Annotated in this window: 10 protein-coding genes; 4 read left to right on the plus strand and 6 right to left on the minus strand. The window is 64.4% G+C overall.

What is annotated here, in order from left to right:
• The coding region (locus ACK4TE_RS10755; RefSeq protein WP_409911511.1) for a hypothetical protein at window positions 1-937 on the minus strand (937 nt) is incomplete at its 3' end.
• A 262-nt stretch (window positions 938-1,199) separates the two neighbouring features.
• On the opposite strand from ACK4TE_RS10755, the gene dksA reads away from it, so the two are divergent.
• Window positions 1,200-1,610 carry an RNA polymerase-binding protein DksA gene (gene dksA / locus ACK4TE_RS10760; RefSeq protein WP_409911512.1) on the plus strand — a complete coding sequence of 137 codons (411 nt, stop codon included), beginning with the start codon at window positions 1,200-1,202 and terminating at the stop codon, window positions 1,608-1,610.
• A 381-nt stretch (window positions 1,611-1,991) separates the two neighbouring features.
• Window positions 1,992-2,996 (plus strand): FliM/FliN family flagellar motor switch protein, encoded by a 1,005-nt coding sequence (locus ACK4TE_RS10765; RefSeq protein ID WP_409911513.1) that lies wholly within the window; start codon window positions 1,992-1,994, stop codon window positions 2,994-2,996.
• Here ACK4TE_RS10765 and ACK4TE_RS10770 read toward each other — a convergent pair.
• Together ACK4TE_RS10770 and ACK4TE_RS10775 are read right to left on the minus strand one after the other, a co-directional pair.
• The gene (locus ACK4TE_RS10770; RefSeq protein WP_409911514.1) at window positions 2,974-3,645 is read right to left on the minus strand and encodes a YceI family protein; all 672 of its coding nucleotides are present in this window, start codon (window positions 3,643-3,645) and stop codon (window positions 2,974-2,976) included. The genes ACK4TE_RS10765 and ACK4TE_RS10770 overlap by 23 nt on opposite strands.
• Window positions 3,621-5,480: a DUF885 domain-containing protein gene (locus tag ACK4TE_RS10775; protein ID WP_409911549.1), complete on the minus strand. Its 1,860-nt coding sequence runs from the start codon at window positions 5,478-5,480 to the stop codon at window positions 3,621-3,623. The genes ACK4TE_RS10770 and ACK4TE_RS10775 overlap by 25 nt, the downstream gene beginning before the upstream one ends.
• 176 nt (window positions 5,481-5,656) lie before the next feature.
• Between ACK4TE_RS10775 and ACK4TE_RS10780 the strand changes: the two genes are divergently transcribed.
• On the plus strand, window positions 5,657-8,287 hold the full coding sequence (locus ACK4TE_RS10780; protein ID WP_409911515.1) for a response regulator: 2,631 nt from the start codon (window positions 5,657-5,659) through the stop codon (window positions 8,285-8,287).
• On the opposite strand, the gene ACK4TE_RS10785 is transcribed toward ACK4TE_RS10780, so the two are convergent.
• From ACK4TE_RS10785 to ACK4TE_RS10795, 3 genes are all read right to left on the minus strand, one after another.
• Window positions 8,284-9,015, minus strand: a complete 732-nt coding sequence (locus ACK4TE_RS10785; protein WP_409911516.1) for an alpha/beta fold hydrolase — start codon at window positions 9,013-9,015, stop codon at window positions 8,284-8,286. The genes ACK4TE_RS10780 and ACK4TE_RS10785 overlap by 4 nt on opposite strands.
• A 69-nt stretch (window positions 9,016-9,084) precedes the next feature.
• On the minus strand, window positions 9,085-9,972 hold the full coding sequence (locus ACK4TE_RS10790) for a LysR family transcriptional regulator (protein ID WP_409911517.1): 888 nt from the start codon (window positions 9,970-9,972) through the stop codon (window positions 9,085-9,087).
• A gap of 340 nt (window positions 9,973-10,312) precedes the next feature.
• On the minus strand, window positions 10,313-11,194 hold the full coding sequence (locus tag ACK4TE_RS10795; RefSeq protein WP_409911518.1) for an HAD family acid phosphatase: 882 nt from the start codon (window positions 11,192-11,194) through the stop codon (window positions 10,313-10,315).
• Between the two features lie 122 nt (window positions 11,195-11,316).
• Here ACK4TE_RS10795 and ACK4TE_RS10800 point away from each other — a divergent pair, with 122 nt between their 5' ends.
• Entirely contained in the window at window positions 11,317-12,294 is a 978-nt protein-coding gene (locus ACK4TE_RS10800) for an NAD(P)H-dependent flavin oxidoreductase (RefSeq protein ID WP_409911519.1), read from the plus strand.
• Window positions 12,295-12,402 lie beyond the last annotated feature (108 nt).

Genomic DNA, 12,402 nt, shown 5'->3' on the forward strand with positions numbered 1-12,402 from the left:
GGTCGATGGTATCCTCGAACGCATCGCGCACCATCAGGCCGCGTGTCTCGGTTGTTGCCGTTGTCTGCAGCACGTCTTTCAGGGCCACTTCCAGCGCCTCGCGCGGAACGGCATCCGCGGTTAGGTCTTCGAGATAGACCTGAAATTCCGGCTGCAGGCGTTTCGACCGGCTCGCGGACTTGATGAGGGACACGGCGCGGGCATTCGATTCCGACAGGCCGTCGCTGTGCGCCTGCTGCACATGGCCGATCCCGGTCAGCTTGAACACGACCCCGTCGGACTTGTCGCCGCTGCTCCAGCGCACCGCCATTGCGGCGAGGTCGGGGAAGCTGCCGAGCAAGCGGAAGCGCCAGTCCTGTTCGCCGCGCGATCCGGCGGCGAGCACTTCGGCCTCGGCTTCGGCAGGCTCGCCGGCGGCGTCAGGGGCCGCGTCTTCGCTTTCCGCCGGGGGCGCAGCTTCCGGCACAAGCGGCGCCTGCGGCAGGCCAAGCTGGTATTCGATCGAGCGCGCAACGGTTTCCGGTATCTTCTGCAGGGCGGCGCGGATGATGCGCTCCTCAGGTGTGCCGCGCGTTTCGGCCTCGGCGCGGGCCTGCACCTGCTTTCCCAGTTCATTGCCGAGCATGGACGGGGCGGCCAGCAGGTATCCGCGCAAGAGGTCCGTGTCGTGTTCCTCGAGGGCGCGCTGCACCTTGTCCTGCCAGAAGGGCAGTTTGCGGTCCGGCTCCTTCGGCGCTAGCTCGCGCAGCTGCTCGTTCATGCGAAGGGTCGTCTGCTCGATGGCTTCAGCCGTCACCTGGTCGGCCACACCGACGCCTTCATAGGCCTTGCGCACGGTATTGGAGGCAATGACGGGAACGAGGATCAGCAGCGAATTGAACATCACCGCCAGCATCCAGCCAGCGCGCTTCGAAGGCAGTTTCCGTTTCTTGGACATGCAGGCGGAATACCGGAAGGGCGGCAGGTGGGGACGAAATCCATAGAGCCGCCCGGACCCTCAAAGATCAAGGGGCGGTGTGCAACTTGCACAGATGTTTGGGCTGCGACTGCACCTGATGCCTCGAATGTTACGCAGAATTGTCGTAAATATGTTGTAACAGGTTGAAAATATTGAGTTTAAGATAGCAGCATTCGGAATTGCGGAGAATCGGGGCTCGATCTATATGGCACGCAAACGGGTTAAGGAGTCTGCTGTGAGCATGGACCTGTCTGAGGACTATCGCCCTTCAGAGGACGAAGAGTTCATGAACGAGCGTCAGCTGGCCTATTTCCGGCGGCTGCTCGAAGCCTGGAAAGCCGATATTCTCGACGGCGCCAAGCAGACAATTCACAATCTCCAGGACGAGTCGGGTTCGCTGCCCGACATCGTCGACCGTGCTGCCGCCGAGAGCGACAAGGCCCTCGAGCTGCGTACCCGCGACCGTCAGCGCAAGCTGATCTCCAAGATCGACTCGGCCCTGCGCCGGATTGAAGACGGCACTTACGGCTATTGCGAAGCGACCGGCGAGCCCATCGGCCTGCGCCGCCTCGAAGCGCGCCCGACCGCGACCCTCAGCCTCGAGGCGCAGGAGCGCCATGAGCGCAAGGAACGCACCCTGCGCGACGATTGACCCGCGCTTGCAGCCAGACAGCCTGAAGGCGGCACTCCTTGCGGAGCGCCGCCTTTTTTACTGACCTTCTAATCCACTTCCCAACGCCGCGGCGGAACTCTTAAAGGTTTCCCTTCAGCGATGAGGCGAGAATGCGCCCGATTTCCGAATCGCGCCTTACCAGCTCCTGACCGCGAAGTTAAAGTTCCACACATTATCCTGAATCACCCGGCGCGCCGGCCTTAACCTCTGGGCGCCGGGCAGTTTACTAACGCCCCGTTAACCGGATCGCGGCGAAATGCAGGGATGAGCCGAACCTCTGTCCTTTTCGACACCGGTCCGCTGCCTGACGGCAGTTTGGACGACGGCTGGGACATGTCGCCCCGGCGGGAAGGGCAGGTCATGAGCGATATGCCGCCCCCGGCGGACCCTGCGGATCCGGAGCGATTTCTGATGACGGCACGCGGCAAGCTGACCCCCGCCGAGATCGAGGCGCTGCTGCGCCCGGACCTGTCAGATATGGGCCCCGAGCCCGCCCCTGTGCCGCGCACGGCGCCGCCGACCGAGCGCCCGTTCGGTGATTTCTCCGCGCCGGCAGCCCAGCCTGCGCCCGATACCAGCCTTACCCGCCGGCTTGCGGCGCGCCTGTCGATGGCGCTGCGCGAAAGCTGCGGCCTGCCCATCGCGGTCCAGCCCGGCGATGTGCAGCAGCTGCCCTTCGAGCATGCCGTGCGCCTCGCCGGCGATGAACGCGGTCAGGCGATTGTGTGTTTCTCGCTGCCGGAAGGCGATGTCGGCGCCATGCTGATCCTGCCGCCGGGATTTACCCAGCTGCTGATCGAAACGGCCTGCGGCGCGCGCGCGCGCAGCGGCGCTCCGAAACCGCTGAGCCCGATTGACCTTGCCCTGCTGGAAGCGCTGGTGCGCCCGCTGGGCACATCGATTTCCTCCGGCCTCGTCTTCTCCGGCGTCGAGACCGAGACGGTGTACGCCGCCTCGATTTCGCCGCCCGCGGGCGCTCTGGCGGCAGCCCTGACCTTCCGGGCACAGACGGAATCCTTCACCGGCAGCCTGATCCTCAGCGACACGCTGGCCGGCATGGCGGCGCCCGTGCCCGAACCGGCTGCCGCCCCCCGGGCAACCACCGGCCAGGGCGCGCTCTCGACCGTTCTCACGGCGCGGCTTGCAAGCCTGTCCGTACCGCTCTCGAAACTATCCGGCCTGAAACCCGGCGCGACGCTGCTGCTGGGCGTGCCGGCAGATCAGCCGGTGGAGCTCCTGTCGGGCAGGCCGGACGGGCCGCTGGCGGCGGAAGCCGAGATCGGCCGGCGCGGCGGGCGCATCGCCCTGCGCGTGACCCGGCGCGGGCCGGCCATCGGACCGCTCAACCGCCCGTCTGCCGGATAAATTCCGCCTCGATCTGGATCTCGACCTCATCGGCCAGCAGGCCGGAATACTTGTCGATACCGAAAACCGAGCGACTCATCGGCAGTGTCGCGGAAAAGCCGACGACCTCAGCGCCGCGCAGCGGATCATAGGCGCTGCCATTGAGCTTTGCCCGGATGATGACGGCTTGTGTTTTGCCCTTGAGGGTCAGTTCGCCGCTGATGTCAGCCTCGTTCTCGCCTACGATCTTGAGGCCGTAGGTGCGGAAGCTTGCCTGCGGAAACCGCGCGGCATCGAACCAGTCCGGTCCCATCAGCTGGGTGGCAAATTCCGGATTGGCGACATTCAGCGAGGCCATGTCGACGATGGCCGTCACCTGCGCCGCCTCCGGCTGCGCCGGGTCGCCGGTCAGGCTCGCCTCGAAGCGCTCGAAGCGGCCAACATAGGTCGAGTAACCGAGATGGTTGATCCGGAAGAACAGCGAGGCGTGCTTCGGGTCGAGCGTGTAGTTGCCCGCCGGAAGGGTTGCCGCGGCCGTGTCGATGTCCGGCTTCAGGAAGGTTGCTGCCAGCGTGTTGCACCCGGCAAGGCCGAGCGCGGCAAGCAGCATGACGCCGCCCGCCGCGCTCCGCTTCAGATACGTCGTCAGCCCTGCTTCACGGCGATCCATGCGTCCACATTCTCCTCAAGTATGGCGAGCGGGACAGCGCCATCCTTCAGCACGATATCGTGGAACTCGCGAATGTCGAAACCGTTACCCAGCGCAGTCTTCGCACGCTCGCGCAGCTCGACGATCTTCAGCATGCCGATCTTGTAGGCGGTCGCCTGGCCCGGCATCACGATATACCGGTCGATGGCCTTTTCGCAGTCGCCCTTCGGGTTCGGCGTATTGTCCATCAGGTATTGCACGGCCTGCTCGCGCGTCCATTGCTTGCTGTGGATGCCGGTGTCGACGACGAGACGGGCGGCGCGCCAGATTTCCATCGCGAGACGGCCAAAGTCCGAGTACGGATCAGAATAGTAGCCAAGCTCTTTCGGAACCAGTTCCGAATAGAGGCCCCAGCCTTCGGAATAGGCCGTGTAGCCGCCGAACTTGCGGAAGCTCGGAATGCCTTCCAGTTCCTGCGCGATGGCGATCTGCATATGGTGACCGGGAATGCCTTCATGGAAGGCGAGGGCTTCCAGCTGATAGGTCGGCATGTCGGCCATCGAATAGAGGTTGGCATAGTAGATGCCCGGACGGCTGCCATCCGGGGCAGGGCGCGAGTAGAAGGCCTTGCCGGCGGATTTTTCGCGGAAGGGCTCAACCGCCTTCACGATCATCTCGGCCTTCGGGAAGGTGTTGAACAGCGAGGGCAGGTCGCCCCTCATCTGTTCGATGGCGGCGACCGCTTCGGAGAGATATTCCTCGCGGCCCTCGGCGGTTTCCGCTTTGTAGAAGCGCGGGTCGGTGCGCATGAATTCGAAGAATTCCGCCAGCGTGCCCGTGAAGCCGACCTGATTCATGATCGCGTGCATCTCGGTATGGATGCGCGCCACTTCATCGAGGCCGATCTGGTGGATTTCGTCCGCCGTCAGATCAGTTGTCGTCATCTGCGCGAGGCGCTGGTTGTAGTAGGCGGCGCCGTCGGGCAGCTTCCAGGCGCCGTCATCGGTCGTGGCAACCGCCTGCTGCAGCTTCAGCTCCTCGATGGCGGCTTCATAGGCCGGGCCGACGGAGGTTTTCAGGGCGTCAGCGGCGCGCGCCAGGATGTCCGCCGATTCTTCCGGCGTGATCCGACCGGCAGCGGACAAGGCCGCCACCTTGCTGCGGATATCGGCCATCAGAGGGCTATCGGCGGTGACCGCTTCTGCATCGCCGAAGGGATAGCCCGTGATCACGCCGGCCGCATCGGAGAGGACATATTCGTAGACGAAAGCCGGGGGCAGGATGCCCTTCGCGGCCGCGTCCTTCGAATTGGCCACCTGCTGGCCGAGATAGGCCGGAATGCCGTTCAGGCGCGAGACATAGGCCTCGGCGTCAGACAGGCTTGTCACCTTGTGTTGGTTGATCAGGAAGGCCGGGATGCTCGACTGGGCTCCACCCATCTGGTTGAACACATATCCGTGATGGCGGAAGGGGAAGGAGGCTTCCGACCGCTTCAGCTGGTACTCGGCAAGGCGCCAGGACAGCTGGGTCTGCGGGTCGAGCTGGGCGAAATCGAACGAGGCCTTCATCTCGGCGACATTCGCCCGCTGGATCTCGAGTTCCGCGATCTCGAATGCGTCCGAGGCATCATCCCACTCGCCATACCGGTCCTTGATGCCCAGGAAGGTCTGCCGCATCGGGCTGCGGGCGACGGATTCGTCGAAGATCTGCTCGAACCAGGCGTTCAGGCGTTCCGATTCCGTCTGGGCGGGTTCTGCTGTGGCCGCTGCAGCTTCGGGGGAGGCGGTCATGGCCGGTGTGGTGCAGGCCGCCGCCGAGCCGAGAAGCGCGAGGGCAAACGCAGAGCGGATTATCATCATAGGCCGAATCCTGTTCAGTAAAGGTGAGTATGGGCTGAGGTCTTAACGCTTTTTTTGGATTCGTTAACCTTTGCCGTGCGAGAAAGAAGTAACCAAGAAAATCCCGGGCGCAGCGCCGCTGTGTCAGGGGATTCGCGCTTCCGGCAGCGGGCCGGGTGAATTGGCGGTAGAGCATGAAACACGATAGCGAAACCCTCGAACTGACGCCGCTGACTTCAGCGCCCGAGGAGGCAGACACCTCTGCTGAAACCGGAGGTTCCGGCGCCCGCCGCCGAGTGGACCTTCTGCAGCTTGGTTTCTGGGTCTGCCTTCTGCTCTCGATTGCAGCGGCCAGTGTGTCGCTGGCGCGCCCGCATGCGTCCGGCGCAACCGGCTCGATCCTGCTGATCACGATGGCGTCGGGCGGTCTGGTGTTCCTCCTGTGGACGGTTCGCGGCGCCGGCCGCTTCATCGGCCTTTTCCCGGAACGCGGCGCAGCGGCCCGCATCGCCAATGCCGGCGCGCCCCGCTTCCCCTGGATCGAGGCGCTGGACGAAGCGGTCCTGATCACCGATCCCGGCGGCGCGCCCGTCGCGGCCAACGGCGCATATGGCGAACTCGCGAGCATTGCCCTGATCTCCGCCCGCAGCGAATCCGGCCCCGTGACGGTCGACCGGCTGTTCGATGCAACGCCCGGCCTTGCCGCGCCGGTCTACCGCCTGTCCAAGGCGGCCAAGGCCGGCACGCCGCGCCGCGAGCTGTTGCCGCCCGTCTCGATCGGCCCGGAACAGGTGCCGGCGCAGTTTGAAGTTTCCGTCTCGCCTCTGCCCCGCGGCCGGGTCCTGTGGCGCATCCGCCGCATCGCCGGCCAGCTTGAGGCGACGGGCGCCTCCGATCTGAAATCGCTGTATGTCGAAGATGCGCCGATGGGCTTCTTCGCGGCGCGCCCGGACGGCACCATCACCTATGCCAATGCCTACCTGCGCGAACTGCTCGGGCTTCCTGAGTCGGCCAAGAATATTCGCCTCGACGACATCATGCGCCCGGAATTCGTGAAGCTGCTCAGCCGCGACAAGAAAAGCGGCGCGCCGGGCCGGGCCGACATTCACCTGCGCGCGCGCAACGGGGTCGAGATGCCGGTGCAGGCGATCACCACTTGGTCGGGCAAGGGCGTCGAGGCGCATGGCCGCACGATCATCCTTGTCAATCAGCAGGTGATGAACGGCGAGGAGGGCCGCTTCTCGATGCAGGGCGCCTCGCGCCCGCCGCGTCCTGATGGCGACCCGATGTTCGACGATGCGCCCTTCGGCGCCGTGCGCCTGGATGGCGACCGGGTCGATGGCGCCATCATCATGGATGCCAACCGCGCCCTGATGGAATTGTCAGCCGGCCGCTCCACGCCCGGCTCGCGCTTTGCCGAACTCTTTGTCACCGAGAGCGAAGGCGAGGAAGCACTCGCGCAGGCGCTGGTGCAGGCCGTCGACAAGCCGGTCGCGCTGCGCGTCGCCCGTCCGCCTTCCTCTTCGGACGACAAGGAAGAACAGCCTGTCTATGCCAACGTCTTCGTCACGCTGAACGCAGCGGGGCGTCCTTCGGTGGCCTATGTCGTCGATATTTCCGAGCACCGGATGCTCGAACAACGCCTTGCGCATGGCGAGAAGATGCAGGCCATCGGCAAGATTGCCGGCAAGATCGCGCATGAGATCAACAACATGCTGCAGATCACGATGGGCAATTACGAGATCCTCACCCAGCGCCATCCGGTCGGGGATCCGTCCTTCGACAATCTGAAAGCGATCAACGAGGCGACCGTGCGTTCGCGCGATCTCGTCCGCAGCCTGCTGGCCTATGCGCGCGAGCAGACCTTCAAGCGCGAAGTGTTCAACGCCACCGACTTCCTGACGGAATTTTCGATCCTGCTGCGCGGCGTCATCGACGAGCGCATCACGCTGGATGTCTCGCACGGCCGCGATGTTCCCTGGATCCGGGCGGACAAGAGCCAGCTGGAGACAGCAATCATCAACCTCGTCACCAATGCCCGCGACGCGATGCTGTCACACCGCAATGGCGGCAAGCTTCAGATCCGTACCAGCCGCGTGATGGCCAGCGATGCGCATGCGCGCGGGTTCGACTATGTCGAGCAGGGCGAATACCTGCTGATCGAAGTGGAAGACAATGGCAGCGGCGTGCCGAAGCACCTGCGCGGCTCGATCTTCCAGCCCTTCTTCACGACCAAGGAGAAAGGCTCCGGCACGGGCCTCGGCCTTGCCACGGTGCTGGGCATCATCAAACAGTCCGGCGGCTATATCGATATCGCCTCGCAGACCGGAAAAGGCACGACCTTCTACATCTACCTGCCGGCCCTGGCGGCTTCGGAAATTCCTCAGCCGGCGGAACTGGTTCCTGCCCAGCTTGCCGAGCATCGCCCGATGGACCTCTCCGGCCGTGGCCGCATCCTGATCGTCGAGGACGAATCCGGTGTGCGCGACATTGCCGTCACACTGCTGCGCTCGCGCGGCTATGACGTCGAAGAGGCGATGGATGGCGAAGAGGCGCTCGAAATTCTCACCGAGAAGCCCGGCCAGTTCGACCTTGTGATTTCCGACGTCGTGATGCCGGGCATGAACGGGCCGGCGCTGATCAAGGAAGCGAAAGACAAGCTCGGCAATGCGCGCGTCATCTTCATGTCCGGCTATGCCGAACAGGAACTTGCCAAGCAGCTGGACGACCGCGCGGTCTCGTTCCTGCCGAAGCCTTTTTCGGTTCGTCAGTTGTCGGAGCTTGTGAAGCGCGAGATCGGCAGCCCCCGCAAGGAAGCCGCCTAGCGCGACCAGTGCGCCGCAAGCACGCCGGCAAATTCCTGCGCGCGCTCATGGCAGGCCCAGTGGCCGGCGCCGCGCGCAACATGCAGCGGCACATTCCATTGCTTCGAGAAGCGTTCGGCCACGCTGAGGTCGACATACGGGTCGGTCTCACCCCAGAACAGCTGGCCGCGCTTCGGCATGTTGGCGAGATCGTCCACCCATTCGCCACGAAAACGCAGGCCCACCGCCGAACGGTAGAGTTTCAGGATCGACTGGCGCATCGTCTTGTCGATATGAGGCACTTCCTCGCGCGCCAGGGAGGCCGGCATCCCGCCTTCGATCAGGCCCGCCTCCAGCCGCGTCTTGTTCCGCATGCCGAGCATCACCAGTTCGCCCAGCAAAGGCGTCGCCCACATCCGCGCGGTGCGGTGGCCGGAATATTCCTTGTCGATCACCGCATTGGTTACACACCAGCTGGAGATCAGGTCCGGCCGCAGCGACACGGCGCGCAGCACGAGCAGCGCCCCCCAGTCATGCCCGACGATATGCACCGGCTCGCCGGCTTCCTCGATCCGGCTGATCAGCCAGGCGGCATAGTCATCCTTGGTTCCGGAAAAGCCCTTCGGCAGGGGCGAAGCGAAGCCGGGCAGGGAGAGGGCACGGTAGGAATCCGGCTGCAGGCCCAGCGCCTCGACCAGCGGTTGCCAGAGAATGGCGGTGTCCGGAACGCCGTGAACAAACAAGATCATGGGAAGCTCCCCGCTTAGCCTCCGGCCAACCCTAGCCTCCCGGAGGGGATGCGCAAACCCGCAAGGGGCCTATTCGCCGGCAAATCGCCGTTTTGCCCGGGAAACGCGCCGGCCCAGGAAATCCATGCAGGCGCGCACGCGCGGATTGTTGCGCATGTCCGCATGCGTCAGCAGCCACAGGCCGGTCGCATGCGGGGTATCCATCAGGTGGTCCAGCGGCATCAGGTCCGGCATTTTCGCGGCATAGGCTTTCGGCAACAGCGCCACGCCGCGCCCCAGCCGGCAGGCCTCGGCAATGGCGATGAAGCTGTCCGCACGGTAAACCTGCCGCTCCGGCGGCACATGCGCGTCGAACCATCGGCCCGGCGGAGAGTTCACCATGTTCTCGCTCACGCCCAGCCAGGCATGCTGGTCGCGCCGCCTGCCGGGATTGTTCTCGAGATAGGCCCGGCTCGAATAGACACCGAAGGCAAGGTCGCAGATGCGCCGCCCGACGAAATTCTCCGGCGGCGAGTCTGACGGGCGAAGCGCCACGTCCGCTTCCAGCCGGTCAAGGTTCAGCTTTCGATTGGTCACCATCACATCGATGCGCAATCCTGGGTGCAGTTCCTGGAACGCGTCGATCATTTCGCTGACACCGGAGAGATAGACCGAGTCCGTCGTCGTCACCGACAGGTTCCCGGACAGGACAGCCGGCTCGGCGCCGGTCTGCGGCGCGCCGCCCGAGGCCGCTTCCAGCATCCGGGCCGCGGCAAGGATCGGCTCGGCTTCGGGCACGGCCTGAAGCTGGCCGCCATTCTTCACGAACAGCGGATAGCCGAGCGTGGCCTCCAGCGCCTTGATCCGCCGTTGCACGGTTGAACGATCCACGCCCAGCACGACGCTGGCTTCCGCAAGCGAACCCGTTCGGGCGAGTACCGCCACGAAGCGATAGTCGTCCCAGTTCTGCACGCGCATTTTTGCCCCACCCCTGTGCAAATCTGCCTTCAGGCCGACATTGACACACAAGGTGTTGGTTAATTCAATAGGCTCCCGGAATGAGTTTCTGGCGTCGGGCAGGGGTGGAAGCTTGGCGCTGTTGCAAGATCAGGCTCGCAGAACGGCGGGCTTTACAGGTCAGTATCGGCGGTCACGCGCGTCCCCCACCCAGCTCGTGCCGCTTCGAGGAGCGCCTGCAGAGCCGTTGTCCCCATTGGCTCTCCGGGCGCTCCTCATCCCTGCACCCCGAACACGCCTCGCCTTCAGGGCGAATGCCGCGCGTGAAGCTCCCGATAAACGTGCAAGGACGATTGTCGTCCTATTCGCCGGAGGACGGCTCCCAATACGTCTCGGGCGGGAAGACCTCTTCCATCGTGCCGGCGATGGAGGGCCCATAGACCGGGTTCGGAAGAATGAACCATCCTTTGCCCCACATCGCGGCAAAAGCCGGGGCGGCGCTCAGAGCCTTGCGCTGCGGCGGGGCGTGATCCTTCGCGTTGAAGATGTCGGCAATATCGCCCAGCTGGTCGCCGACCAGCGCGATCACGCAATAATTCTCCGAGATCGCATTACGTCGCCCGTCCTTGCCGGACCCGCCGGGCGCATCCCCGCACAGCCACAGTGTTGATCCGTGCACGAACGTTCCGGTGCCTGCGTCTTCCAGGGTCTTTGCCGTGCCGCCTGCATTCTCGGCTTCGCGGTTGGTATTGACGATCACTTCAACCCCGGCAGCGCGGATGCGGGCAAGGCTCTCCAGCGCGCCGGGGACCGGCACGGCCTTTCCGGCGCCGGTACGTTCCCAGTCCAGCCAGACCGGAAAGTCGAACTCCCTGCCGGCCCGCACATGCCAGGCTGTCGAACCCAGGTTCCAGATCAGCGTCTCGTCGGCATCGAACACGGCGGCGAGCGGCTTGTCTCCGCAGGCCAGGAAATCCGGCACATCCGCCGTGGCGCCGGGCGCCAGCACAACGCTCATGTTGGGGCGCTGCGCCGCGACGCTCTCAATATAGACTGCAATCGCATTCCATTCCTGCACCATCACGATGCGCGCCTCAGCCGACCCGTACAGCCATTGCTGGGCAGGCGGCGGCGCCGCCAACTCGGTGGCCTGCGGTTCCGGCGGCGGGGCGTCCGGCACGCTGTGGCAGGCAGCAAGGATCAGGGCGAGCGGGGCCGCCAGGGCAGGGGCGCTGAGTTTCATGGCTTTGGAGTGAACTCGCTGCCGGGCCTTGTCCACCCCTGATGACGCTCCGTCAGGCTTGCCGCCGCAGTGCTCCTTGTTCAAGGATGCGGCAAACACATCGCGCCCAGGGAGACACCGCCATGAAAACCCGCATCACCGAAATGCTCGGCATCCAGCACCCGATCGTGCAGGGCGGCATGCACTTTGTCGGCTTTGCGGAGATGGCGGCGGCGGTTTCCAATGCCGGCGGCCTCGGCATCATCACGGCGCTTACCCAGCGCACGCCAAAGGATCTTGCCAACGAGATCGCCCGCTGCCGCGATATGACCGACAAGCCGATCGGCGTGAACCTCACCTTCCTGCCTGCCGTCAACGCGCCGGACTATCCGGGCTATGTGAAGGCCATCATCGAAGGCGGCGTGAAGGTCGTCGAAACGGCTGGCAACAACCCGCAGCAGGTACTCCCGGTGCTGAAAGACAATGGCATCAAGGTCATCCACAAATGCACAGCCGTACGCCACGCGCTGAAGGCTCAGAAGATCGGCTGCGATGCGGTTTCGGTTGATGGCTTTGAATGCGGGGGTCATCCGGGCGAAGACGATGTGCCGAACTTCATCCTGCTGCCGCGCGCCATGGACGAACTCGACATCCCCTTCATCGCTTCCGGCGGCATGGCGGATGGCCGCTCGTTGGTCGCCGCCATGGCGCTCGGCGCAGAGGGCATGAACATGGGCACCCGCTTCATCGCGACGAAAGAAGCGCCCGTGCACGAGAACGTGAAACAGGCGCTCGTTGCTGCGTCCGAACTCGACACCCGCCTTGTCATGCGCCCGCTGCGCAACACCGAACGCGTGCTGACCAACCCGGCCGTCGAACGCCTGCTGCAGAAGGAAAAGGAACTCGGTTCCTCGATCAAGTTCGAGGACATCATCGAGGAAGTCGCCGGCGTCTACCCGAAGATCATGAAGGACGGCCAGATGGATGCCGGCGCCTGGTCGTGCGGCATGGTCGCGGGCCTGATCTACGACATCCCGACCTGCAAGGAACTGATCGACCGGATCATGGCCGAAGCCGAGGAGATCATCACGAAACGTCTCGCAGGCTTCCTGAAAGGCTGAAACGGAACGGCGCGTTTGCCGGTTAACCTTTGATTCTGAAGGTGTGAAATTCGCCTGGCAGGCGGGGAGCTTTCTCCTGTCAGGTGTAGACAGCACTGTTTCGTTTCC

The sequence above is a fragment of the Hyphomonas sp. genome (genome assembly GCF_046313975.1).
Classification (GTDB): domain Bacteria; phylum Pseudomonadota; class Alphaproteobacteria; order Caulobacterales; family Hyphomonadaceae; genus Hyphomonas.